Origin of the sequence: Streptomyces sp. NPDC086080, assembly GCF_044540255.1 — a bacterium.
In the GTDB taxonomy this organism is placed as follows: domain Bacteria; phylum Actinomycetota; class Actinomycetes; order Streptomycetales; family Streptomycetaceae; genus Streptomyces.
This window is the reverse complement of sequence record NZ_JBITRU010000029.1, coordinates 42030-65142: the sequence shown is the minus strand read 5'-3', so window position 1 is coordinate 65142 and position 23113 is coordinate 42030. Positions and strand designations below refer to the sequence as shown.

Below are 23113 nucleotides of genomic sequence, written 5' to 3'. Positions count from 1 at the left end.
GCGCGCGGGGGGTGGCGCTACCGGTTGATCACGAACTGCGAGCCCGGTTCGATCACCACGTCCCCTTCGGCCGAATCGGTGATGGTGACGCCCGTCAGTGTGGCGCTGCCGCGGGCGCCGCCCATGGCGAGGATCCCGGAGCCGTTGTTGGACCTGTCGATGGTGACCGAGACGATCCGGGCGTCGGGTATCGCGCCGCCGCCCGTCTTGAACTGGATGCCGTCGTAGGTCGAGTCATGGATGTCGGTGTCGCGGATCACCACACCGGGGATGTCCGGCCCCTGGGCGAACAGGGTGATGGCACCGAACTCCTGGTCCTCGTTCCAGAAGGCACCGCCTGTGCGATGGAGGCCGTTGTTGGCGATGAGGGTCTGCCCGGAGAAGGGCAGCGGGTCGTGGTCGGTCGCCAGCATGATGCCCGGGTAGTTCATGGTGTCGTGGACCAGGTTGTTCTCGATGGTGTTGCCGTAGCCGCCGTAGACGGCGATGCCGTTGGCGCGCCAGGGCAGTTGAACGGTGTTGTTGCGGAAGTGGTTGTCATGGCCGATGTCGACCGACGGGTCCTTGACGTACTTGCTGGCCCACACCGCGAGCGCGTCGTCGCCGGTGTTGCGGAACGAGGAGTTCTCCACTTCGGAATTGCGTGTTCCGTTGGCGAAGTTGATGCCGTCGGCGTAGGTGTTGCGGATGCGCATCCCGCTGAAGCGGAGTCCGTCGGCCGGGCCCCAGAGCTCGGGGATGTTGCTGTAGTCGCGGCCCACCCACACCCCGACGTTGGCGTGCTCGATCCAGACGTTGCTGATCCTGGTGTTCTTGCCGAATCTGCCGTTGAGGCCGACTCCGCCCTCGGCTCCCCCGTCGCCTCCCCGGATGGTGCCCGAGCCGAAGATGGCGATGTCCGAGATCCTGGTGTTGTCGTCGATGTCGAAGCCGAAGTTGCCCTCGTGCGGGTGGTTGATGCCGCCCGCCTGGTGCGGTGGTGTCAGCGTGTGGAACTGGGAGTGCCACATGCCGGCGCCCCGGATGGTGACGTCCCGGATGCCGACCTGGTTGTACTGGCCGCGATCCTGCGGGTCGTCGGTGAGGATCTTCTGCTCCTGGCGCCACTGGCCCGGGGGGATCCAGACGCAGTCGATCCGCCCGTTCTGGTCGTCGGTCACCGCGCGCCGGAGGGCGTCGGTGTCGTCGATGCCGTCGTTGGGGACGGCCCCGTACTCGGTGATGGAGACGCATCCGGCGGGTTGTCCGGCGGCCGGCGCCACCTGCTCCAGGTCGACCAGGTCGACGATGTAGAAGGCGGCGGTGTCGTCGGTGTCGCGCTGGAGCCGGAAGACGGTGCCTGCCGGATAGGTGGTCCCGAGCAGCGCGTGGGACTCGTCGAACAGCCGGCGGGCGTCCGCCTGCGGGATGTTGGTGAGTCCTTCGGGGGTGTCGGTGTTGCCGTACAGCCAGCTGTGCTTGGAGCTGAGGCCGACCTTTCGCACGAACTCGCCGTTCGCGTAGAGGCTGAGCGTGGCCTCGGTGCCGCCGCCGCCCGGGGCGTCCGGGATCGAGTTGCGTACGACGACGGAGTTGGTCGGGCCGGTGGAGGTGAACTGCACGTACTGACCGGTCGAGTCGAGCCGGACCGACGCGCGTCCGGAGGACTCCGTGGCGAAGTTGGTGTGGCCGAAGGTCCTTTCGGGGTCGGCGGTGAGGAGGGTGCCCCGGTAGGTGCCGTCCTCCGCCTCGTACTCGGTGTAGGGCACGGCGGCGCCCCGGCCGACCACGATCGAGCGGGTGAGGATGTTGTTGTCCTCGTTGGTCTCCTCGACGGTGTCCGTGGCGTCCGCGGTGGCGGTGATCAGGCTCGCGCCGCCGGTGGCCGTCCAGGTGCCGCTGACGGCCACCTCGGCGGTGGCGCCGGCGGCGATGGCCCCGGTGGCTCCGTCGAGGGTCCTGCCGCCCACGGCGAGACGGGTGACGGAGCCGGCGGGGGCCGGTGAGATGCCCCGGTTGTGCACGGAGACGGTGAAGGAGACCTCGGCGCCCGTGGCGGGACTCGCCGGGTCGGTGCGAATGCCACGGACCTCCAGGTCAGGGCCGGGGCTCCGGTCGACCGTCAGCCTTCCGGCCGCGGTGCGGCTGTTGTTGGTGTCGTCCAGTTCGAAAACGGTGTCCGTGGGGTCCACCACGGCGGACACCGTGTAATTGCCCTGGGGACGCTTGCCGACGTTCACGGACACGGTGGTGGAGGCGCCCGCGGCGAGCGCGCCGACGGGGGCACTGCCCGCGACGGTGCCCTCCAGGCTGACATCGACGGTGGCGGCGGCGGAGGCGGCAGTACCGGCGTTGCGCACGGTCGCCCGGACGGTGACGGCGTCCGTCTCGGTGGGGGACGCGGGCGTCCAGGTGAGGTCGGAGACGACCAGGTCGGGGTTGGGCGCGGCCGTGCCCATGACCTTCAGCTCGGCCACCTGGGCGCCGTATCCGCTGGAGTTGTGGGTGAACCTCAGCCGGATGTCGGCGTAGCGGCCGGTGACGGGGATGGTGACCGTGTTGTCGTTCGAGCCGGGGTCGAAGGTGTAGTCGGCGCGGGCCTTGAGCGAGGTGAAGGTGTCCGACGTCTGTGTGCGGCCGAGCACTTCGATGCTCTGTGTCCGCCGGACCCAGACGGGGTCGGGATCGAGCGCGACGACGACACCGCTGAGGTCGGCGTCGGCACCGAGTTCGGTGGTGAGGGTGGCGGGGTGGCCGCCGGACTCCCAGTAGGTGCCCAGTTGACCGTCGTTGGCGTGGGTGGCCACGAACGAGTGAATTGTGGAGGAGGCCTCGATGGGCTTGCCGAGCGCCAGGTCGGTGCCGTCGGCGGGCGGATCCTGCGGATCACCGCCGTCGTCGCTGCCGTAGACCTCGATCTCGGACAACTGGGCCGCGTTCCAGCCGGTGTTGGCGCTCACCCGGACGCGGATGTGGCGCAGTTCGCGGGCCGTGAAGTCCACGGTGACCGTGTTGCCGTCCTCGGGATCGAAGCGATGGGGGGCGGAACCCGACAGGCCGGCGTAGGAGTTGCCGTCGGCGCTGCCCTCGACGGCGAGCGTCTGGGTGCGTGGCTCCCAGGTGGCGGGCAGCTCGAGCACGACCTGATCGGCCTCGACCGTGCCGCCGAGGTCGACGCGGACCGACTGCGGGAACACCCCCTCGAGGCCCTCCCAATAGCTCAGCTGACGTCCGTCGGTGATGTTGCCGGCGGGGTAACCGGCGTGGGAGCCGTCGGCCGTGACGCTCTTCCCCAGCGCCAGGTTGGGGCCACGGACCGCCGTGGCTGCGGCGGTGGCCGTACCGGGTTGCAGACCCGCGGCGACGAGGCCGGCCAGGAGCAGGCCGGTGATCGTGCGCAGGCCGAAATGCATCCGTCTCATGAGGTGCCATCCAGGTCGGTCTCGATGTGTCTGCCGTGGATTACCATGTGTTAGTAGATCTTTTGCAGCACTGAGTTCGATTTTTGCGCTCACTGGATTGAAGTTTCCGGCTCGCGCCTCCCTTGTCAATGGCATGCACACAACCCGCCCCCAGGCCGTCGCCGTCTCCCGCACCCCCGGGAACGTCAACCGGGGCCCCTCAGCAGAAACGGTCAACCGCGCTCGGCCGTACCATGGCTGGCCACCAGCGGAACCAACGGGAAGAAAGGGGCACTGACATGTCCGAGAACTCGACCGCAGCCTCCGACCTCACCTCGCAGTACACCGCTCAGGTCGCGGGGGACCTGGAGCGCAACGTCAAGGAGCAGGAACGGGTCACCGCGGAGATCGCCTCGCTGCAGGAGAAGCTGACGGTGCTTCAGCACGACCACACGATTCTGGTGAACATGCGGCAGGCGCTGGGCCTCGTCGCCGCGCCCGCCGCGCCCGCCGCGCCTGCCGGGACCTCGGGCGCGCCCGCGCCCCAGGAGGCTCCCGAGGCCGGGACGACGCCGGGCGGCGCGACCGTTCCCGCACCGCGCGGGAGGATCGACGCCGAGCCGGCGACGGAGAAACCGAAGCGGGCGGCGGAGAAGCCGAAGCGGGCGAAGAGGGCGGCCGCGCGCACCGCGCCGGCGAAGGAGGCGCGCAAGCCGTCCGCGGCGAAGGCCGGGCCGTCCGCCGCGCGGGGAACCACCACCCGGTCGGCCAGGAACGGGTCGTCCGAGGACCGGTCGCCCAAGGCCGGGACAACCGGGAAGGACGGGCCGAAGCTGGTCGAACTCGTCCGACTGCACCTGAGCGAGCGGAGCGAGCCGCGTTCGGCGGCGGAGGTGGCCGACGCGCTCGGGAAGGCGCACCCGGAGCGCACCATCAGGACCACCGTGGTGCGCAGCACTCTGGAGGGTCTCGTCGCCCGCAACCAGGCCCAGCGCACCAAGCAGGGCTCATCGGTCTTCTACACCACGCCGGACACCACGCCCGGCAGCACCCCCGGGACCACCGGACGGACCGCGAAGGGTGCCGGGGGCCCGTCCTGACGTCGCCTCATCCGCTCGCCGCTCCGTGCACCGTGTGACACACCCGCACGGGTCCGAAGCCGATCCGGGTACGGGCCGTGCCGCCGGCCCAGACGACCTCGATCACCCCGTCGTCCACCAGCACTTCTTCCACCACCTCGGACAGGGGCGCGGGGCCGGGGTCCCCGGTGAGGGCGGCCAGGGCGACATGCACCGAGGTGCCCTCGCAGCGGCCGGTGAGACGCGGGACCCGGGCCCACGCGGTCCAGGCCGTTCCCCGGGGGGCACGGATCGTCTCCGGGGACGGGTCGTCCCAGCCGTGCAGTCCGTACAGGGCGGAGGTCAGTGACTCCTCGGGGCCGGTCGCCCAGCCGGTGTGGGTGAGCCCGGACCCCGCCGGCGCCCCCACCACCCGGTGCGCCCGCAGTTCGTGACGGCCGAGTGCCACGGTGACGCTCTCCACGCGCAGGCCGGGCACCATCGGCGGGCCCGCGGTGAAGACGGGCCGGTGCCAGGAGGCCGCCCAGCCCCAGCCGTCGCCGTGTCCGGCGCCCAGGGGGTGGATGCGGCGGCGCACACTGGACCGGCCGCCGGTCCGGACGGAGAGGTGGTTGTCGGCGGTGTTGCCGGGTGCCGTGGGTCCGGTGCGGGTGGAATAGGCCTGGCGTCCGTAGTGCGGGTCGTCCTCGGCCGCCGACTCGCCCTCGTGCGGGCGCACATGGTCGCTGCCGTGGTTGTGCAGCCGCACGATCCCGTCGGACCGGGTCGCCTGGAGGAGCAGTCCGGGCGCGGGCAGCGCCAGCACCCGGTCGGACTCCTCCACGGGCGCGGCCTCCTCGCGCGCCGTCCAGAAGGCGGAGCCGGCGGGGGCGAGCAGGGCGACGAACGCCTTCGACGCCCAGTACGGCGAAGCCGGGCCTGAGTAGCTCTGCAGACTGGCCTCGTGCGGGCCGTACCAGCCGGGACTCAGGAGGCCGTCGGCGGTGAGCGCGCCCCGGTCCAGGAAGTGGCGCAGGCAGCCGCTGGCGATACGGCGTGACGCGCCCGGTGTCAGCGGGGTGTGGCCGGTCACCGCGCCCAGCGAGACGGCGGCCGAGGCGGCGAAGCGGTAGGTCAGTGAACGGCCGAAGTGGAGCGGTGCCCCGTCCGCGCCGAACATCAGGGCGAAGCCCTCCAGATGGGTGCGCAGACGTGCGCCATGGTGTGCCAACGCCTCCTCGTCGCCGGCTAGATGGGCGTCGAGGACCGGATACAGGTGCAGGGCCCAGCCGTTGTAGTGGTCGAAGGCACGCCCGTCCCCGTCGGCGAACCAGCCGTCGCCGCGGTACCAGTTCTCCAGGAGTTCCAGCCCGCGCTGCCGCGCGGCCGCCGTCTCGGCGTCACCGCGGCCCACGGACTCCAGGAACCCGGCGACCGTGTACGGAAAGAGGTACCAGTTGTTGGGCGCCGGGGTGTGCCGCAGCGCGCCCCGCAGCCACTCCTCCGCGCGCTCCCGCACACCGGGGTCCAGCCGGTTCCACAGCCAGGGCGCGGTCAGCCGCAGGCCGAGCGCGACCGACGCCGACTCGACCATCGGCTGGCCCCGCACGTCGAAATCGAGGATCCGTGGCCAGGACTCGGTGTCGTCGCGGCCGGGAGTGCGGGTGCCGGCGGCCAGACCGGTCGCGTACCGCTCCAGCAGGTGGTGGGGGTCGTCGCCGTCCGCGCCCGCGACGCGGAACGCGGCGGCGAGGAACGTCCTGGCGTAGCCCTCGAGTCCGTCGGAACGCACGCCCGAGCGGGAGGCGCGCCCCGGCAGGTCCAGCAGGGCGCTGCCGGGGGTGCTCCAGCGCCAGGCCGCGGTGAGGAGTCCGTCCGCCACGGCCTCCCAGTGGGCACGGGTGTAACCGGTGCGGGGGCTGACGCCGTGGTCGTCGGCGGGCAGTGCGAACGGGATGCTCATGCCAGGAAGGCCAGCCTTTCGCGTCGTACGGGATGGCGGAAGCCCTCGCCGGAGGCCCAGCGCTCGACCTCGGAGACGGCGAGGCCGGCCAGCCGGCGCCATTCGTTGCCCTGCGAGCCGGCCAGGTGGGGGGTGAGGAGAACGTTGTCGCACTCCCACAACGGGTGTTCGGGCGGCAGGACTTCGGGGTCGGTGACGTCGAGCACGGCACGGATGCGGCCGGCCAGTACGGCATCGGTGAGGGCGTCCTGGTCGACGATCGCGCCGCGGGCGGTGTTGATCAGTACGGCGTCGGGACGCATGGAGTCGATCAGGTCACGGCCGACCAGTCCGTGGGTCTCCGGCAGCAGCGGGGTGTGCAGGCTCACGGTGTCGCCGCGCCGGAACAACTCCGTCAACCCGACGTTCTCCACGCCGAGTTCGCGGGCCTCGCCGGCATCGACACACGGGTCGTGCAGCAGTACCTCGATGTCGTGCGGGCGCAGCAGGTCGATGACCCGGCGGCCGATGAGCGATGCCGACAGGATGCCGACGGTGCGGCGGTGATTGCCGACCGTGCGGGACGTGCCCAGCCAGTCGGGCCCGGTGCGGGAGGCGTGGTAGTGGCGCGCGGTCTCCAGCACCCGCTTTCCGGTCAGCAGGATCATGGCGAGGGTGTACTCCGCGACCGGGAGGGCGTTGGCCGCGGCGGCGGAGGACACCTCGATGCCGCGTTCCCAGCAGGCGTCGGTCACATGGCCGCGCACGCTGCCGGCGGTGTGCACGACGGCCCGCAGCCGTGGTGCCGCCCGCAGCACGTCCGTGTCCAGTGGCGGGCAGCCCCAGCCGGTGACCAGCAGGTCGACATCGGCCAGCACGCCACGGGCCCGTGGGGTGGTCAGGTCGTCCAGCACCGGCTGCGGCGCGAGGTCGCACAGCGCGGCGAGGGCCGCGAGGGACTCGGTGTCGAGGACGGCCGAGGCGACGTCCGCGGACATGGCCAGCGCGGCGCGGGGCCGGGAACGGCGGCCGGGCAGGGAGTGGTTCATGGTGGTGAGCGGACTCCTTCGGCCGTCGGGGTCATCTGTCCTCGGCTGCCGGGGGCCGGCTTTGGATCCGCATACCGGGGCGGCGGCGGTGCGTGGTGAGGTAGGTCAGACCGCCGGGGCCGGCGGCGAGACGCCGGGTGGAGCCGTGCGGGAGCCAGGTCAGGGTGCCGGCGGACAGGGCGTGGGGGCCGTCCGGGGCGGTGAGGGTGCCGTCCCCCGCGAGGACGAGCAGGAGGACGTCGAGTTCGGGTTCACGGTGGGTGTCGACCTGGTGCCCCGGCGGGAGGCGTACGACGTTGGCGTCGAGTTGCCGGCCGGGTTCCTCGAGCCGCCACAGCGCGCCGGCCGACGTGTCGTCGACGGCGGCGCCCAGCGCGGCCGTGTCGCACAGGATCCGCGGCAGAGGGGCTTCGCCGCCCGGTGCCCCGCTCTCCTCCGACGTCATGAGAGTCACCGTCCCCTGTGAGTGAACGCGGTCACGGTCCGAAGGGGAACCTAACACGCGCGGCGATCCCGGCCGCTGTCCGCCGAGCGCGCGGGCGGGCGGGCGCGACGCCCCGGACCGACGTCCGGGGCGTCGGTCCGCGGCAGCCGCTTCCCGTGTGCCGCGGCGTCTTCCCCTGTCGTCAGGGTGCCATGAGGGGCCCCTGGGACGGGGCGACTTCGAGAGGCCGTCGTCCGCCCGTACGGATGTGCCGGGGCGGTGTCGGCCGAACCGGCACGATCGGCGGAATCGGGGGTGAAGTGCGGCCCCGTTCCCTGTCCTCGCGTTTTCACGCTGTGCGATGATCCTGGCGGGCCCCCGACAAGCCGGCCGAACGGCCGGGGTTCCCGTACACGAGAGGAATCGACGGACGTGACCGCGCAGAGCCCGGACGCCGGCGGATCGCCGGAAGAGCGCGACGGTACGCCGTCCGTGCCCGAGGCCGTCTGGCAGCGGTTCCTCAGCGACACCGAGCACGCCATCAGGGCGACCGCCCCCAAGGAGCCCTCCGCGCGGCAGCGGACGGCCGGGCCGCAGTCCTCTTGCCGCACCGGTGCGGCGAGGGTGGACGCCGGCGCCACCGCGTCGGTCGGTGATCTGTGGCGTCCTGACGATCCGTGGGAGGGCCCCTCCTGGCGGGATCTGGACCGCCGCGCCCGACTGCGCCGCGTCGGGCGCGTGGTGGGCACCGCCACCGCGATCGCGCTGGCCCTTGGGGCGTGGTCCCAGTTGTCCGCCGGGGCGGGCACACCGGTCGAGGGGCCGGGCGGGGACGGCGTGCTGCAGCAGTCCGAGGTGGCGCCCGTGGACCTGCCCACGTCCGCCACGTCCGAGCCGCTCGGGTTCGCCTCTCCCTCCCCTGCCGACCCCGCCGTTCAGGCCGGCTGAGATGTCCCGGTCACCCGCCGGGGCGACCGGGACACCACCGTACGAGGTGCTGATCAGCCACCCAGCGCGGCGAGGACCACGGACTTGGCCTCCTCCTGCACCGTGCGGAGGTGACCGGGACCCTGGAACGACTCCGCGTAGATCTTGTACACGTCCTCGGTGCCCGAGGGGCGGGCGGCGAACCAGGCACTGTCCGTGGTCACCTTGATCCCGCCGATCGGCGCCCCGTTGCCCGGAGCCTCGGTGAGCACCCCGGTGACCGGCTCCCCGGCGAGGGTGTCGGCGGTGACCTGGGCCGGGGAGAGCTTCGCCAGCCGGGCCTTCTCCTCACGGGTGGCCGGGGCGTCGATGCGCTCGTAGGCGGGCTCGCCGAAGCGTGCGGTGAGCGCCGCGTAGTGCTCGGAGGGCGTCTTCCCGGTGACCGCCGTGATCTCGGAGGCGAGCAGCGCGAGAAGGATGCCGTCCTTGTCGGTGGTCCACACCGAGCCGTCCCGGCGCAGGAAGGACGCCCCGGCCGACTCCTCTCCCCCGAAGCCGAGGGTGCCGTCGGCCAGTCCGTCCACGAACCACTTGAACCCGACCGGCACCTCGACCAGTTCACGCTTCAGATCGGCGGCCACCCGGTCGATCATCGCCGAGGACACCAGCGTCTTGCCGACCCCGGCCGCCGACGGCCACTGCTCGCGGTGCGCGTAGAGGTAGCCGATCGCCGTGGCGAGATAGTGGTTGGGGTTCATCAGCCCGGCGTCCGGGGTGACGATGCCGTGCCGGTCGGCGTCCGCGTCGTTCCCGGTGGCGATGTCGAAGCGGTCGCGCCGGCCGATGAGGGACGCCATGGCGTACGGCGACGAGCAGTCCATGCGGATCCTGCCGTCCCAGTCCAGCGTCATGAACCGCCAGGTGGGGTCGGTGAGCGGGTTGACCACCGTGAGGTCGAGGCGGTGCTGTTCGGCGATCCGGCCCCAGTAGGCGACGGACGCCCCGCCCAGCGGATCGGCGCCGATCCGTACCCCGGCCGCGCGGATCGCGTCCAGGTCCAGCACGTTCGGCAGATCCGCCACGTACGTACCGAGGAAGTCGTACCGGCCGGTGCCGGGGGCGGCGAGCGCGCGGGTGTACGGGATGCGGCGGACGTCCTTGAGACCGCCGCGGATGATCTCGTTGGCCCGGTCCTGGATCCAGCCGGTGGCGTCCGAGCCGGCCGGGCCGCCGCTGGGCGGGTTGTACTTGAACCCGCCGTCCGCGGGCGGATTGTGGGACGGGGTGACGACCACGCCGTCCGCGAGGCCCGTGGTGCGGCCCCGGTTGTGGGTGAGAATGGCGTGCGAGACCGCCGGGGTCGGCGTGTAGCCGTCGGCGCTGTCGATGAGCACCGTGACCCCGGCCGCCGCGAACACCTCCAGGGCCGTGACCCGCGCGGGCTCGGAGAGCGCGTGGGTGTCGGCGCCCAGGAAGAGCGGTCCGTCGGTGCCCTGTGCGGCACGGTACTCGCAGATGGCCTGGCTGGTCGCGGCGATGTGGTCCTCGTTGAACGCGGCCGTCAGCGACGAACCGCGGTGTCCCGACGTCCCGAACGCGACGCGCTGTCCCGGATCGCCGGGATCGGGGTGCAGTGCGTAGTACGCCGTGACCAGCCGAGCGACGTCGACGAGATCCTCGGGGCCGGCCGGGCCGCCCGCTCGCTCGTGCTGCATGTCCCCACTCCTCCGCATGATGTGAATCCTCGCTTGCGGAGACATCCTTTCCCGTCGGGGCCGCACCGCGCGAGGGGGCCCGGACCTGCCGGCCTCCGCCCCGCCGTCCGGGCCCTTCGCCGGGGGGGGTCCGCCGTCCGGGCCCGATCCGCCGTTCCCCGGCCGGTTCCGCTCGCCGGGTCAGATCCGTCCGCCGGTCATCCGGGTGAGGGGCCCGTAGGTGTGGCGTTCCGCGCGGCGGCCCACCGCGTAGGAGGCGGCGGTCAGCGCGGTCAGTCCCGCCGCGGTACCGGCGGCGACCAGCCTCCGGTTGGCGATGACCGTCCAGGCCGTCTTGGCACCGGCGGCGACCTGTCCCGACGTGGCGACGACCGCGCGGCGGCCCGCCTCGACGCCCTTGGCCGCGGACTGTGCGGCGTCGCTCGCCGCCTGCGCGGCGCGCCCAGCACCCGACACGGTCACTGACGCGGCGTCACCGGCCTTGCCGGCGGCGGCGTCCGCCGCCCGCCCGGCGGGAGCGGTCGCCTTGTCCGCGGCGTCCTTGGTCCTGGAGGCGGTGGAGCGGACGGTCGTGGTCTTCCGGTTGGCGTTCTTGTTCTGTTCACTCATGGACACCGACTTGCCGCTGTCCCCCACGGCAAACACGCCCCGTCGCCCCGCGCCGCCCGTCGGGCGCCGGAACCCGCTCCGGAACCCCTCGGACGAACACGTCGTACAGCGGCGCTGTTTCGCGGTGGAGGCGGCTGACGGGGCTGTCGCGGGTGGGGGCGGGCAGGACGGGCGCGGCGTGCGGGAGCGGCTGCTTCCGCTGCCGAACCGGGCGCCGGGACGGGTCTGTTCCGGGCCACGGTGAGGGAGGGTCAGGTCCGTCGGAGCGGGCTCGCCTGCGCTCGTGGGTGGCCGTGCCGGAGGAACAACTCCGGTCCGATCGCGTCGGAGTGCGCCGGGCCCCCGGGAGCCGGGCGCGGGAAACCGGCGGTGGGGCCGTTGTCCTCGCACGTGTTGCGCCCGCCACGCGGACGTCCGGGAAGGAGGTGGCGCGTGGACGTGGCCGGGCGCGGGAGGACGAGCCGGACCTGCCTCAGGGCTGACTCGGCCCGCCGGGGGTAGGCGGAGTACGGCAGCCACCAGAGAGCGGACCCCCGGAGAGGAAGACCGATGCCGAACATGATGGAGCGCATCAAGCAGTTCGCCAGGAGCCCTCAGGGACGGCGTACGACCGAGCAGGTGCGCAGGGCCGCGGCCGACCCCCGGCGCCGGGCCCAGGCCCAGCGTCTGCTGGGCAAGCTGCGCGGCGGCCGGCGTTGAGTACCGGCTCGCCCTCTCGTACGGCCCGGCGGGTGACGACCGGGCCGTACGCCCATGACCAGAAAGGACCAGCATGACCGGAACGTCGGTCCGCGCAGTGGGCTGGGCACGCTCGCTGCCGCTGGACACCGAGGTGAAGGCGGCCCGGGACTGGGCGCGCGGGCATCTCGACGCGCTGGGCTGGACCAGTACCGCCCCGGAGACAGTGGACGCCGTGCTGCTGACCGTGTCGGAGCTGGTCACCAACGCCCACCGGCACGCCCACAGCAGCGCCCAGCTGACCATGACGTGGGACCAGGGGTGTCTGCACATCTCGGTGCACGACACCTCGTCCGCCCTGCCGGCGCCCCGGGGACCGAGCACCGAGCGGGTCGGCGGGCGCGGCATGCTGCTCGTCGACGCCCTGGCCGACACGTGGGAGACACGTCCCTGTCCGCACGGCAAGACCGTCACCGCCTGCTTCCGCGGGCCCGCCCGGGAGGGGACGCGGCAGCCCTGACCGGGCCCCGTGCGGGAAGCGCGGACGTCCGGCCGTAGGATCGGCCGGTCCGATCCCGCAAGGAGCCCCGTCAGGTGACCGCTGTCGTCCCATCGCCCCGTACCGGCACCCGTTCGCTCGCGCATCCGCGGCGTCTGACCCGTGAGGAGGGCGGCGAGCTCCTGCACGCGCTGCTCTGGGTCACGGGTCCCGGTCACCGGATGATCAGCAGCGCGGTGCTCGGCGGAGGTATCGGCGAGCGGGCCTGGGTCCTCAACGCGCAGGTCTCCCACGGCTACCGGCGCACCGACCCCGGCCGGCATCTCGCGGGCCTCGCCGCCGGCTGGGGCGCGCGGGGTCCGGGGGCGGGACTGATGACGGCGGCGGACGTCTCGGGGTACGCACACGGACACGACGAGGGCGTGGACGCCTTCGTCACGGCCGGCATCGACGTGCGCGGCTGGGCCGCCGTGCCGGGCGCCGGTACGGGCGGGGCGCCGGCACCGGGCACGATCAACATCGTCGCCGCCGTGCCGGTATCGCTGGGGGACGCCGCCCTGGTCAACGCGGTGGCCACGGTGACGGAGGCGAAGGTGCAGGCCCTCGTCGAGTCCGGGCACGACTGTTCCGGGACCCCCACCGACGCGGTGTGTGTGATCTCCCGCACCGCCGGCCCCGGTGAGGAGGAGCACGCCTTCGCCGGACCCCGTTCCCTGTGGGGAGCACGGCTGGCCCGCGCGGTTCACCGTGCCGTACGGGCGGCTGTGAGGGAACCCTGAGCCGCAGCGTCCCACGGAGGCACGGCGGGCGGCCGCGGCTCTGCCGGGGAGTCGTCACCAGGACTGAGGTCCTCCCACCGGGGTACGCGGGCGTCAGCGCACGTCGCGTCCCCGGCCGGTTGCTTTCACGGTGACGGATGCGGCACCGTGGCAGGTGGATCCGGTCCCCGGCAGAGAGGTGGTGGGGTGCGCACGGCGCGTGCCTACGCTTGTGATTCGTTCCCCCGGCTCACCCGCCCACCCGCGCGTCACGGACGTCTGTGACGGTCCGATGTGGAAGGACGCTCCCTGCCCTGTACTCGTCCTCGACGCGAACGGCGGGATCGTCGACCTGAATCCGTCCGCCCGGCTGGCGCTGACGGACCGTCGCGGGGGAGGCACCCGGCAGGTCGGAGTACCGGCCTGGCTGGCGGACGCGCAACGGGGCCTCACCGACGGGGCCGATGTCACGCCCGACTTCGGCGTGCCGTCGGCCGCCGGGGAGATCGCGGGCCGGTTCTTCGAGGCGCGTCCCGGCAGTCCGATGGCGGACGGGGGCACTGCCTGGTGGCTGGTCGACTGCACCGCCCGTCGCGAGGCGGAGGCGTCCCTGCGGAGTTCGCGGGAGCAGGCGGAGATCCGCGCCATGGTTTCCAGCACCCTGCTGTCGTCCCTGAACGTACCGCGCTGCGCCGAGGTCGCCGCACAGATGGCGGCGGAGCACCTCGCCGACGCCGCACTGCTCGTGCTGCCGCCCGTCGGGCGCCGCTACGCCGTCACCCACGCCCTGCGCGGCGGCTCCGCCGCGCACACCTCACTGCAGTTCGATCCTCGTGACGTCCCGGGGCTGGCCGAGGCCCTCCAGGGGTTCCCGCCGGTGCCGGCCCGCTGGATCGACCCCAGCGCCCTTCCCGAGTGGGTCGTGCCGACGGGCTTCGGCGAGCCGGTCGGCTCGGTCATCGTCACACCGCTTCCAGGCCATGGAGTGTCCGCCGGTGCGCTGATCCTGCTCCGCTCCAGCACCACGCAGGCATTCGCCCCGGACGAGGAGGCGTTCGTCAGACTCTTCGCCGCACGTGCGGGTACCGCCCTGTCGGCCGCGCGCCTCTACAGCGAGCAGAGCGCGATCACGGCCACGCTCATGCGGGACCTGCTGCCGCCGAAGCTGGAGACCGTGCACGGGGTGGACTACGCGGGCCGGTACCGCGCCGCCGGCGACCACGAGCGGATCGGTGGTGACTTCTACGACGTCCATCCCGGGGCGGACGCCTCGCAGGAGACGTTCGTCGTCCTCGGCGACGTCGCAGGCAAGGGGCTCGACGCGGCGGTCCTCACCGGGAAGATACGCAACACGCTGCACGCGCTGATGCCGCTGGCGTCCGACCACGAGCAGATCCTGAACCTGCTCAACGGAGCACTGCTCACCTCGCACCACACCCGGTTCGCCACCATGGTGCTGGCCTGTGTGCGGCGCGAGGACGGCGGCCGGGTGCGCCTCCGGCTGACCAGCGCGGGACACATGCCGCCGCTGATCGTCCGCGCCGACGGCCGCGTCGAGGAGGCGGACACCCACGGCACCCTGGTCGGAGCCCTGCCCTCGGTCACGGTGCGGACGGCCGAGGCGGTGCTCGCTCCCGGGGAGACCTGCCTGCTCTACACCGACGGCATCACCGAGGCGCGCGGCGGACCGTTGGGCGACGAACTGTTCGGGGAGGACCGGCTGCGCCAGGCGCTGGTGGAATGCGCCGGAATGCCGGGGGAAGCGATCGTGGAACGGGTGCAGATGCTGGCCGCGCAGTGGCTGGGCGCCGGCGTCCATGACGACATGGCTGCCCTTGCCATCAGCGCGCCGCGCACGGCCCGGCCGACGGCGGCGGACACCGCCGGAGGCGGAGATCCGGGGAGGACGGCTTGAACGGGACCGGCTTGTCGGCCGGGGTGCTGCGCGACAGGCTCTGGCAGGCCGTGATCGAGGGCGGTGAGTACGACGCCGTCGACGCGGTGCGCGCCGGGCTGGACGCGGGGTGGCAGGAGGAGGACCTGCTGCTGGACGTCGTGGCGGCGGTACAGGAGAGGATCGGTGCCGAATGGGCCGCCGACCGTATCACCGTCGCCCAGGAACACGCGGCCACGGCCATCAACGAGCGGGTGATCGCCGCTCTCGCCCACCGTCCGGCGGCCCGGCCCTCCGCCCTTCACCGCGGCCGGGTGACCGTCACCTGTGTCGACGGCGAATGGCACGCGTTCCCGGCCCGGCTCGTCGCCGAGGTCCTGCGGCTGCGCGGGTGGCGCGTGGACTATCTGGGTGCCCAGACACCGACCCCGCAGCTCGTCGCGCACCAGCACCACACCAACTCCGACGCCGTGCTGCTCTCCGGATCGATCCCCACCCATCTACCGGCGGCGCACGCGGCGATCACCGCCTGCCAGGCCGTCGGGGTGCCGGTGCTCGCCGGCGGCAGGGCTTTCGGCGAGGACGGACGGTGGGCACGGGCCCTGGGTGCCGACGGATGGGCCCCGGACGCGCGCGGCGCCGCCGCCGCGCTGGAGGCCGGACTGCCGCGCCCCACGGCGGTGCGGGACGCGGTCGACGATCTCCCGCATCTGTCGGACCAGGAGTACACGACGGTGGTCCGCTCCCGCAGTCGCCTGGTCAAGCACGTGCTGGTGGAGCTGGAGAGCAGGTTCCCGGCGATGCGCGGCTACAACGACGCGCAACGGGAGCGGACGGCCGAGGATCTGGTCCACATCATGGACTTCCTGGCCACTGCTCTGTACCTGGATGACGCGGAGGTGTTCACCCAGTTCCTGGGATGGACCGCCGAGGTACTCACGGCGCGCGGTGTCCCGGTGACCTCTCTGGTGACCGGACTCGACATCCTCGCTGAGCAGTTGCACGAGTTTCCACGAGGTCTGCGTCTCGTGCGCCAAGGGGCCGCCGCTCTGCGCGTCCGGGCAGCCGACGCTGTCGTTCCCGGCAGCACCGGATGAGTGTGCCCGACCGTCCCGGCCTGCACACCGCGCTGGACCCGGAGACGGCCACGCTGACCGTACGCGTGAGCGGTGACCTCGACGACGCCGGCGGTTCGGAGCTGATCGCCGTCGTGGTGGCCCATCTGTCCGGGCCGACGCCGCCACGTGCCGTACGGCTGGACTTCGGCGAGCTGGCGGACATCGACCCGCTGGGCCTGGCCGCACTGCTCATGATCCGCCGCAACACCGGTGCCGCGCGGGCCGTCCTGCACCTCGACAACCGGCCTGCGGCCCTCGATCGCCTCCTGCGCCAGACCAACGTCCTCGGCCATCTGACCGCCCGGGACGCGGCCGGGGCGGTTCAGGGCGCCCCGGGAACCGGCCTGCCGCACGGCCCGTACGGCGGCTGACGCCGGCTGTGGGCCCCCACGGGGTCCGCGCGTCGCCCCGCCCCCGGCGCAGTGGGGTGCCGATGGTGAGATGACCCACGGCGGTGCGGCCGCGCGGCGGGGCGCCGCTCACCGGCCGTCCCCCTCGGCGTCCGGGCGGGCCGTGTGGTCGGGGTGGCCGACGGTGCGGCGGGCCTCCTTCATCTCGGCCTCGTAGAGGTGGTCCCGGCCCTCGGCCAGTTCCTCGACGGCGCCTCGTTCGATCTCCCTGAACGGCTGGTGGTAGGTGGTGTCGTACGCCTCGACGATCTGGAACGTCCAGTGGCCCGGGATCACGTTGCGGCCCAGGACCTGGGTGCGCACCGTCTCGGCCCAGTCGGGGTGACCGGCCTTGCGCAGCAGTTCGACCGTGCGGTCGAGTTCGAGGTCCGCCGTGCCGGTGAGCTGGTGGAAGCTGTAGAGGTGTCCCCGGGCGCGTTCGGTGGTCTCCAGGGCCTTCGACAGCGACCCGAGTGCCTCCACCGTCTCGTCGCTGACGCCTTCGGGACGCCGGTGGTCACGGTCGGGTCCGTTTTCGTGTCCGGTCATCGTCTCGCCTCCGCCTGTGATCGATGGTGTGTCCGGGCCGGCGCGGTCCGGGCCGCGGGTGGCCGGGCCGCGGGCGGTCCGGTGCGCGGGTCATCCGCCGTCGGCCCGCCCGACGGTGTCCGGTTGCCTGCGGCCCGTGCGGTCGCGGTGGGTCAGCAAGCGCTGCACCCCGGCCAGCGCGGGCGCCAGCGGCCGGCGCAGGGCGGCGCGGGCCGCGTTGGCGCCCGGCGCACCGTGTACACCGCCGCCCGGATGGGCACCGGCGGAGGCCAGGTACAGGCCCTTGACGGGGGTCTCGGGACGCCCGGTGCCGGGGGCCGGGCGGAAGAACAGCTGCTGGTGCATGGCCGCGGTGCCGCCGTTGATGGCGCCGCCGCGCAGATTCCGGTCCAGGGCCTGGAGGGTGGGCGGAGCCAGGACGCGCCGGGCCCGGATCCTGGCACGGAAACCGGGCGCGAAGCGTTCCACCTGGCGTTCAACGCGGTCCGCCATGATCTCCTGCTCCCCGGCGTCCCAGGCACCGGTGAGGGAGTCCCCTCCGGCGTCGCCCACAGCGTCGTGGGGCACATGGGTGTACGCCCACGCGGACTCGGTGCCCCGGGGGGAGCGGGAGGCATCGGAGGTCGTCATCTGGCCGAACAGACTGAAGGGACGGTCCGGGACATGGCCGGTGGCCAGCTGGGCCGCGAAGCGGGTGAGCTCGTCGAGTCCGTCCGCGAGATGGACGGTTCCGGCGCCCGCGGCCTGCTCGCAGGCCCAGGGAACCGGCCCGTCGAGCGCCCAGTCGACTTTGAAGGTGGCGAAGTCCCACTGGAAACGCCGCAGGTCGGACAGTATCTGGGCGGGAAGGTGCTCGGGGGCGACGAGCTCCCCGTACAGTGCGGGCACGGACACGTCGGCGAGGACGGCGCGATCCGCCGCGACCGTCTCGCCGCCCGCCGTGCGCACCCCGGTGGCCCGGCGGTCGCGAACGACGACCCGTTCGACGCGCTGCCCGCAGCGCACCACTCCGCCCAGCGTCTCCAGACGCCGTACCAGGGCCTCGGTGAGGGCACCGGAGCCGCCGGCCGGCACCGGGAAGCCGTAGGTCTGTCCGAGCATCGACATCAGCCAGCCGAACCCGCCGCTGCCCGCGGCCTCCGGAGCCAGATCGGCGTGGAGGGCGTTGCCGGCCAGCAGCAGCCCTCCCCCTGCGCCCCGGAACTCCTCCTCCGCCATGCGGCGCACCGGCAGGACCAGGGTGCGCGCCGTCCGCAGCCCTCCCGCGCCGCGCAGCCGCAGGGCCAGCCGGGCCCCGGACCGGACGGGCGGGAACGGGGTGAACAGGGCGTCCAGGAGGTCGGGCCGCAGGGTCTCCCACATGTCGTGCAGCCGCCGCCAGGCCGCGCCGTCGCCCGGCGCGAAGGAGTCGAGCGAGCGGGCGGTGACGTCGAGGCGGCGGTCGAGCACCGCGCAGCGGCCGTCGCTCAGCGGGTGGGCCACCACATGCGGGGCGTGGCTCCAGCGCAGCCCGTGACGCTCCAGGTGCAGCCCGGAGACGACCGGCGACGCGGCGGCGAGCGGGTAGAAGGAACTGCAGAGGTCGCTCACGAAGTGGGGGTCGGCACCCCGGTCGTGGCGTACGGCGCCGCCGGGCTCCGGCTGCTCCTCCAGCACCTCCACACTCCAGCCGGCGTCCGCGAGCAGGTTCGCCGCGACCAGTCCGTTGGGCCCGGCGCCGATCACCACGGCGTCAGGCACGGGCTCCTCCCCCGTCGTGGGGCTGCGGTGCGACCACCTGGCCCATCGGGCGGCGTCCTTCCTCCTCCGCCGCCTCGGCCTCGCAGAGGCTCGCCAGCCGGGCGAGCATGGCACGGTGACGGATCTGGATCAGTGCCTCCACGGCCACGTTGTGCAGCGTGCCGCCCGCTCCCCGCAGCGGATGCTCGTCCACCTTCACCAGGCAGTGGTCGCCCCAGGGCCGCACCTCGATCGCGATCCGCGCGGTGCCCAGCGGCCCCGCCTTGGCCTCGAGTTCCAGCACCTCACCCGGCTCGCAGCGCCTGACGACGGTTTCGTTGCGCAGGCCGACCGGCCCGAGGCGCACCTCGTATCCGATCGCGGAGCCGACCCGCGGCCAGTGCCCGCGCACGGGCTCGGACGACGAGGTGCCCACGACCCAGTCCGCGTAGCGGGTACCGTCCTCGAGCACGGCCCAGACGGCGTGCGGGCTCGCTTTGACCAGACGATGACGAACCGCCACTTCGACCTCCCGGATGCACGAGCGACACCAGCCAGCACTGAGTGCCCTCTCTGGCACACCTCAACCGGCGCGGCGGGTGGAGGGGAAGCTCCCTGCCGGTGTCAGCCGGTCTCACGGGCCGGGGCCAGGGCCCAGCGGATACCCGCCGTGACGGCGGTGCCGAGCGGGCGGACGCACACGCCTTCGGCCGGGGGCACCCGGGGCAGCCACAGGGCCCGGGAGGCCCAGGTCGGCAGCAGGGACACGGCGTTGGCGGCGAGGACGCCGTAGGGCAGCCGGGCGAGCAGCGGAACGGGTGGGTTGACCAGCAGGAAGCGGGCCGTACGGCGTGCGTCGGGGGTGGCGCGCAGTTCGGGACGGTAGGCGGCCAGCCGCTCGTCCAGGCCGGCCCGGTCGACCGGCGGGTCGGGTATGCCGAGGGCGGTGGCGATGCGCGCCATGTCGGCGACGTACGCGTCGCAGCCCTCCTCGTCCAGGGGGCGGGCTCCGTAGCGCTGGTGGGCGCGCAGGAAGCTGTCGACCTCCGCGATGTGCACCCAGCACAGCAGCCGGGGGTCGGCGGCCCGGTACTCCTCGCCGTCCGCGGTGGTGCCGCGCACCGTCTCGTGGACGGCCCGGACCCGGTCGACGGCCCGCTGGGCGCTGTCGGCGGTGCCGTAGGTGGTGACGGCGAGGAAGGTACTGGTCCGCTGGAGGCGTCCCCAGGGATCCCCGCGGAACCCGGAGTGTCCGGCGACGGCGGCCATGGCCAGGGGGTGGAGCGACTGGAGCAGCAGGGCGGACAGGCCGCCGATGAACATGGAGGCGTCCCCGTGCACCCTTCTGACCGGCCGCTCGGGGCCGAACCAGCGTGGCCCGGGGGTGTCGTGGATGCGCGCGCGGTTGTCCGGGCCGTCCGGTCCTGCCACCCTGGAGAAGATCGCCCGGCCGATCCGGTCACGCACCGCCGTGCCGCCTTCCGTGAGCAGTCCCATGGCTCTCGCTCCGCCCTCGTCGCGCGCCCGCGACGGCCGCGGACGCCCCCTGCCTTACCTCTGCCCCGGTCTCCTCGGTGTCCACACACCTCAGGGGACATCGCCCCACCAGTCGTACACCCGGCCACCGGGGCTCCGGGGTACGTACACCGAGCGTCCGCCCGTGCCGTAGCGGCCTATCTCGGTGGGCAGGCGGACACCCTCCCCGAGTTCCGTCCCGGTGCGCCCGGTGACATCCAGCAGCAGACCGTCCAGCGGCCCGCCGGCCAGCTCCACGTACGTCCGCCCGGCACGCGGTCCCGGGTCGTCGTGGTCCGCCCCGTAGACCCGGCCGCGCATGAACTCCAGCTCGTCCATACCGGCAGGGTGGCATCCGTCACTGACAATCGGCCCCGGCCCACCGGACCCGGGTCACCGGACCGGGATCTGCCGACCGGGGACCTCCGGGCCGCCGGTGCCCCTCGTCCACGGCGCCGGTGCCCGGCCTTCGCTCCAGGCGAGCAGTTCCTCGCGCGCGACGCAGACTATGCCGCACTGCTCGGCGTACTCCTCGGCCGGCGCGGTGAAGCCGGCGGTGGTGACGACGAGCGCCACATCCGCCTCGTGGACGGTGAAGCAGGTGCCGCCGAAGCGTTGCAGGTCCTGTGAGCCGACCTTGTTGTCGTCGCCGTAGCGCTTGCACTGGATGACGAGGCGAAGGCCTTCGGGGGACAGCGCCACCACGTCCGCCCCGAGGTCACCGGCGCCGCCGACGACCTCCACCTGTGAGCAGCCGTCGCGTACGCACAGGGCCGCGGTGGCCTCCTCGAAGTCGTCCGGGCTCAGCGCGTCGAAGTCGAGGCCGGGCCCGTCGGCGTCGGGGCCTGGACCGTCGTCGCGGCCGGGCACGGAATCATGGCTGTGGCCGGTACCGAAGTCGTCGGCGAGGGGTACCGGTCCGGCCGGAGCCGGCTCGGGCGCCGGCGCGTCCAGGGCTTCCAGTGCCGTCGCCGTCGCCCGGTGAAACGCCTCCCCCGTCCGGCGGGCGAGGCGCGCCGCCGACAGCCGCCGTCTGCGCCGCTGGGCCAGTACGGCCGCGACGGCCAGGCACAGCAGCACCACGGCCCACGCGGGGCGCCGCTGCGCGACCCCGGCCAGCGCGCGCACCGCGAAGCCGGCCGTGACCAGGGCGATGGCGAGGAGACCGAAGAACATGGCGGTCGCGCGCAGGTCGAAGCGCCGCCCGCGGGGCATCGGACGCGTACCGTGCTGGGGCGTGGTCACGGTGGTGGTTCCCTTCTCTGGCAGCCGGCAGGACGCGCCCCCCACGGGAGGTCGGGGGCCGCCGAAGATCACGTACGCCCGTCTGCCCGTGATCGGCCCGTTCACCGGCGTGCCGCACAGGCCGGCGGGGTAGACGCGGTGTGTGCCGGTGCGTGCCGGCGGTGACCCTCAGGGAGGCGGACGGTGGACTGGCGGGGATTCGCTCAGCAGATGGCTTCCATGGCCCGTGATCTCCTGGCCGAACACACCCTCGACTCCACCCTGGAGCAGATCACGCGTTCCGCGGTGGACCTCGTCGACGGCTGCGACGCCTCCGGGATCCTCGTCCTGCGGGAAGGCCGGGTGAGTTCGCTGGCCCCCACCGAACAGCTCGTGACCGAGAGCGACCGGCTGCAGGGGCTGCTGAGGGAGGGGCCCTGCTTCGACGCGGCCCGGCCGGACCGGGCGGAGCGGGTCTTCCGCATCCCCGACTTCACCCGGGACCCGGAGCGCTGGCCGTTGTTCGTGCCCCGCTGCCGCGAGCTCGGGGTGGGCAGCATGATGGGCTTCCTGCTGTACACGCGGGAGGAGGAGCTGGGCGCGCTGAACATGTACTCCCGCAAGCCGGGGGTGTTCACCGAGGACAGCGAGACGGCGGGCTGGCTGCTGGCCTCCCACGCCGCGGTCGCCTTCTCCACGGCCGTGACCGAGGCCCAGATGCAGGAGGCCATCGCCACCCGGCATCTGATCGGCGAGGCCATGGGCATCCTGATGGGGCGGCATCACATCACGGAGGATCAGGCCTTCGACATACTGCGCACGCAGTCCCAGCGCACCAATGTCAAACTGCGTGAGGTGGCGCGCCGGGTCTGCGAGACCGGCACCGCGGCGAAGTGAGTGCGGACCGGGACCGCGGGTGGGCGGGTCAGCCGCCGCTCGTCCAGGTGTGGGCGACGTCGATGACGAGGCGGCCGGGGAGTTCGAGGACGCGGAACGGCAGCCGGGCGCGCAGGCCGAGGCCGATCTGTGTCGCGCCCTCGAAGCTGCCGGCGAACCGGGCGTCCCTGAAGGTGCGGTATCCGGTGAGGTTCACGCCGGGCAGGGGGTTCCCGGCGCGCGCCGGGTAGGTGGGCTCGCCGGTCTCCGGATCGTAGGAGGGCGCGGCCACCCGCACCTCGAGGACGGCGCCGCCGGCCACGGGGATGTGCCGGCCCGATCCGTCCTGGTACAGACGGTCGACGTATTGGACCGAGTAGCCGAGGCCGTCGGTGGTGGCGCCGGGGAGGTCGACGACCATGCGGTCGAAGCAGTCGTGCCGGCCGGTCCGGATGTCGCGTACCGGTGTGGCGGTGCCGCCGGTGTCGGATTTGGTGAGACTGCCCCAGCCGGTGGGGCAGGCCGCCGCGGCCCGGGCGGGCGCCGCCGGGACGGCCGCGGCCGGAACCGCCGCCGTCGCCAGCACCGTGCCCGCGAGTACGACCGTCGCGCAGATTGTTCTTGGTTGAAGCATTTTATGCCCCCTGGGCTCGCATCCTGCTGATATCGGGTGAGACGAGCGGGATGCCCCGAAGGTTGCGGTCTTTTTCCGGCCGGTCGCCGGACCGGCGGGCATGGCACATCCTGGGGGGTAGCAACCGAATGGATGTCCCGTGCGTCCGCACCGGGA

Annotated in this window: 22 protein-coding genes; 9 read left to right on the top strand and 13 right to left on the bottom strand. The window is 73.2% G+C overall.

Annotated elements, in window-relative coordinates; translation table 11 throughout:
- Positions 1-17 precede the first annotated feature (17 nt).
- Positions 18-3401, bottom strand: a complete 3384-nt coding sequence (locus tag ACIF9R_RS28555) for a CARDB domain-containing protein (RefSeq protein ID WP_399985251.1) — start codon at positions 3399-3401, stop codon at positions 18-20.
- Between the two features lie 278 nt (positions 3402-3679).
- Here ACIF9R_RS28555 and ACIF9R_RS28550 point away from each other — a divergent pair, with 278 nt between their 5' ends.
- The gene (locus ACIF9R_RS28550; protein WP_399985250.1) at positions 3680-4480 is read left to right on the top strand and encodes a hypothetical protein; all 801 of its coding nucleotides are present in this window, start codon (positions 3680-3682) and stop codon (positions 4478-4480) included.
- 7 nt (positions 4481-4487) lie between these two features.
- On the opposite strand, the gene ACIF9R_RS28545 is transcribed toward ACIF9R_RS28550, so the two are convergent.
- The 3 genes from ACIF9R_RS28545 to ACIF9R_RS28535 are packed head-to-tail and all read right to left on the bottom strand — an operon-like array spanning position 4488 to position 7874.
- On the bottom strand, positions 4488-6401 hold the full coding sequence (locus ACIF9R_RS28545; RefSeq protein WP_399985249.1) for a DUF2264 domain-containing protein: 1914 nt from the start codon (positions 6399-6401) through the stop codon (positions 4488-4490).
- Positions 6398-7429: a hydroxyacid dehydrogenase gene (locus ACIF9R_RS28540; RefSeq protein ID WP_399985248.1), complete on the bottom strand. Its 1032-nt coding sequence runs from the start codon at positions 7427-7429 to the stop codon at positions 6398-6400. The genes ACIF9R_RS28545 and ACIF9R_RS28540 overlap by 4 nt, the downstream gene beginning before the upstream one ends.
- A gap of 31 nt (positions 7430-7460) precedes the next feature.
- Positions 7461-7874 carry a cupin domain-containing protein gene (locus tag ACIF9R_RS28535; protein ID WP_399985247.1) on the bottom strand — a complete coding sequence of 138 codons (414 nt, stop codon included), beginning with the start codon at positions 7872-7874 and terminating at the stop codon, positions 7461-7463.
- Between the two features lie 411 nt (positions 7875-8285).
- Between ACIF9R_RS28535 and ACIF9R_RS28530 the strand changes: the two genes are divergently transcribed.
- Positions 8286-8801 (top strand): hypothetical protein, encoded by a 516-nt coding sequence (locus ACIF9R_RS28530; protein WP_399985246.1) that lies wholly within the window; start codon positions 8286-8288, stop codon positions 8799-8801.
- A gap of 53 nt (positions 8802-8854) precedes the next feature.
- Here ACIF9R_RS28530 and pgm read toward each other — a convergent pair whose 3' ends face one another.
- The gene (pgm, locus tag ACIF9R_RS28525) at positions 8855-10495 is read right to left on the bottom strand and encodes a phosphoglucomutase (alpha-D-glucose-1,6-bisphosphate-dependent) (RefSeq protein ID WP_399985245.1); all 1641 of its coding nucleotides are present in this window, start codon (positions 10493-10495) and stop codon (positions 8855-8857) included.
- Between the two features lie 180 nt (positions 10496-10675).
- Positions 10676-11104 carry a hypothetical protein gene (locus ACIF9R_RS28520; RefSeq protein WP_399985244.1) on the bottom strand — a complete coding sequence of 143 codons (429 nt, stop codon included), beginning with the start codon at positions 11102-11104 and terminating at the stop codon, positions 10676-10678.
- Between the two features lie 549 nt (positions 11105-11653).
- Between ACIF9R_RS28520 and ACIF9R_RS28515 the strand changes: the two genes are divergently transcribed.
- The 6 genes from ACIF9R_RS28515 to ACIF9R_RS28490 all read left to right on the top strand — a co-directional run bounded on the left by ACIF9R_RS28515 (position 11654) and on the right by ACIF9R_RS28490 (position 16422).
- Complete coding sequence (locus tag ACIF9R_RS28515) at positions 11654-11803, top strand: hypothetical protein (RefSeq protein ID WP_399985243.1); 150 nt, start codon at positions 11654-11656, stop codon at positions 11801-11803.
- Between the two features lie 73 nt (positions 11804-11876).
- A complete protein-coding gene (locus ACIF9R_RS28510) occupies positions 11877-12302 on the top strand; it encodes an ATP-binding protein (RefSeq protein WP_399985242.1) in 426 nt (141 codons plus the stop codon).
- Between the two features lie 74 nt (positions 12303-12376).
- Entirely contained in the window at positions 12377-13060 is a 684-nt protein-coding gene (locus ACIF9R_RS28505) for an adenosylcobinamide amidohydrolase (RefSeq protein WP_399985241.1), read from the top strand.
- Positions 13061-13331: 271 nt separating this feature from the next.
- Entirely contained in the window at positions 13332-14954 is a 1623-nt protein-coding gene (locus ACIF9R_RS28500; protein WP_399985313.1) for a PP2C family protein-serine/threonine phosphatase, read from the top strand.
- Positions 14951-16030, top strand: coding sequence for a B12-binding domain-containing protein (locus ACIF9R_RS28495; protein WP_399985240.1), 1080 nt, complete (start codon positions 14951-14953; stop codon positions 16028-16030). The genes ACIF9R_RS28500 and ACIF9R_RS28495 overlap by 4 nt, the downstream gene beginning before the upstream one ends.
- A 2-nt stretch (positions 16031-16032) precedes the next feature.
- On the top strand, positions 16033-16422 hold the full coding sequence (locus ACIF9R_RS28490) for an STAS domain-containing protein (RefSeq protein WP_399985239.1): 390 nt from the start codon (positions 16033-16035) through the stop codon (positions 16420-16422).
- A gap of 108 nt (positions 16423-16530) precedes the next feature.
- Here ACIF9R_RS28490 and ACIF9R_RS28485 read toward each other — a convergent pair whose 3' ends face one another.
- The 6 genes from ACIF9R_RS28485 to ACIF9R_RS28460 all read right to left on the bottom strand — a co-directional run bounded on the left by ACIF9R_RS28485 (position 16531) and on the right by ACIF9R_RS28460 (position 21468).
- Positions 16531-16989: a hypothetical protein gene (locus ACIF9R_RS28485; RefSeq protein WP_399985238.1), complete on the bottom strand. Its 459-nt coding sequence runs from the start codon at positions 16987-16989 to the stop codon at positions 16531-16533.
- 90 nt (positions 16990-17079) lie between these two features.
- A complete protein-coding gene (locus tag ACIF9R_RS28480) occupies positions 17080-18729 on the bottom strand; it encodes a phytoene desaturase family protein (protein WP_399985237.1) in 1650 nt (549 codons plus the stop codon).
- Positions 18722-19231 carry an SRPBCC family protein gene (locus ACIF9R_RS28475; RefSeq protein ID WP_399985236.1) on the bottom strand — a complete coding sequence of 170 codons (510 nt, stop codon included), beginning with the start codon at positions 19229-19231 and terminating at the stop codon, positions 18722-18724. The genes ACIF9R_RS28480 and ACIF9R_RS28475 overlap by 8 nt, the downstream gene beginning before the upstream one ends.
- A 101-nt stretch (positions 19232-19332) precedes the next feature.
- Entirely contained in the window at positions 19333-20205 is an 873-nt protein-coding gene (locus ACIF9R_RS28470) for an oxygenase MpaB family protein (protein WP_399985235.1), read from the bottom strand.
- A gap of 90 nt (positions 20206-20295) precedes the next feature.
- The gene (locus ACIF9R_RS28465) at positions 20296-20562 is read right to left on the bottom strand and encodes a hypothetical protein (RefSeq protein WP_399985234.1); all 267 of its coding nucleotides are present in this window, start codon (positions 20560-20562) and stop codon (positions 20296-20298) included.
- A gap of 54 nt (positions 20563-20616) precedes the next feature.
- On the bottom strand, positions 20617-21468 hold the full coding sequence (locus ACIF9R_RS28460; protein WP_399985233.1) for a restriction endonuclease: 852 nt from the start codon (positions 21466-21468) through the stop codon (positions 20617-20619).
- A gap of 210 nt (positions 21469-21678) precedes the next feature.
- Between ACIF9R_RS28460 and ACIF9R_RS28455 the strand changes: the two genes are divergently transcribed.
- Positions 21679-22344 carry a GAF and ANTAR domain-containing protein gene (locus ACIF9R_RS28455; protein ID WP_399985232.1) on the top strand — a complete coding sequence of 222 codons (666 nt, stop codon included), beginning with the start codon at positions 21679-21681 and terminating at the stop codon, positions 22342-22344.
- Between the two features lie 28 nt (positions 22345-22372).
- On the opposite strand, the gene ACIF9R_RS28450 is transcribed toward ACIF9R_RS28455, so the two are convergent.
- On the bottom strand, positions 22373-22957 hold the full coding sequence (locus ACIF9R_RS28450; protein WP_399985231.1) for a hypothetical protein: 585 nt from the start codon (positions 22955-22957) through the stop codon (positions 22373-22375).
- Positions 22958-23113: the final 156 nt, after the last annotated feature.

Bases quoted from the DNA above. Each gene is read 5' to 3' on its own strand.
- ACIF9R_RS28555 (WP_399985251.1), bottom strand. From the start codon at position 3,401: ATGAGACGGATGCATTTCGGCCTGCGCACGATCACCGGCCTGCTCCTG.
- ACIF9R_RS28550 (WP_399985250.1), top strand. From the start codon at position 3,680: ATGTCCGAGAACTCGACCGCAGCCTCCGACCTCACCTCGCAGTACACC.
- ACIF9R_RS28545 (WP_399985249.1), bottom strand. From the start codon at position 6,401: ATGAGCATCCCGTTCGCACTGCCCGCCGACGACCACGGCGTCAGCCCC.
- ACIF9R_RS28540 (WP_399985248.1), bottom strand. From the start codon at position 7,429: ATGAACCACTCCCTGCCCGGCCGCCGTTCCCGGCCCCGCGCCGCGCTG.
- ACIF9R_RS28535 (WP_399985247.1), bottom strand. From the start codon at position 7,874: ATGACGTCGGAGGAGAGCGGGGCACCGGGCGGCGAAGCCCCTCTGCCG.
- pgm (WP_399985245.1), bottom strand. From the start codon at position 10,495: ATGCAGCACGAGCGAGCGGGCGGCCCGGCCGGCCCCGAGGATCTCGTC.
- ACIF9R_RS28520 (WP_399985244.1), bottom strand. From the start codon at position 11,104: ATGAGTGAACAGAACAAGAACGCCAACCGGAAGACCACGACCGTCCGC.
- ACIF9R_RS28515 (WP_399985243.1), top strand. From the start codon at position 11,654: ATGCCGAACATGATGGAGCGCATCAAGCAGTTCGCCAGGAGCCCTCAG.
- ACIF9R_RS28510 (WP_399985242.1), top strand. From the start codon at position 11,877: ATGACCGGAACGTCGGTCCGCGCAGTGGGCTGGGCACGCTCGCTGCCG.
- ACIF9R_RS28500 (WP_399985313.1), top strand. From the start codon at position 13,332: ATGTGGAAGGACGCTCCCTGCCCTGTACTCGTCCTCGACGCGAACGGC.
- ACIF9R_RS28485 (WP_399985238.1), bottom strand. From the start codon at position 16,989: ATGACCGGACACGAAAACGGACCCGACCGTGACCACCGGCGTCCCGAA.
- ACIF9R_RS28470 (WP_399985235.1), bottom strand. From the start codon at position 20,205: ATGGGACTGCTCACGGAAGGCGGCACGGCGGTGCGTGACCGGATCGGC.
- ACIF9R_RS28465 (WP_399985234.1), bottom strand. From the start codon at position 20,562: ATGGACGAGCTGGAGTTCATGCGCGGCCGGGTCTACGGGGCGGACCAC.
- ACIF9R_RS28455 (WP_399985232.1), top strand. From the start codon at position 21,679: ATGGCTTCCATGGCCCGTGATCTCCTGGCCGAACACACCCTCGACTCC.
- ACIF9R_RS28450 (WP_399985231.1), bottom strand. From the start codon at position 22,957: ATGCTTCAACCAAGAACAATCTGCGCGACGGTCGTACTCGCGGGCACG.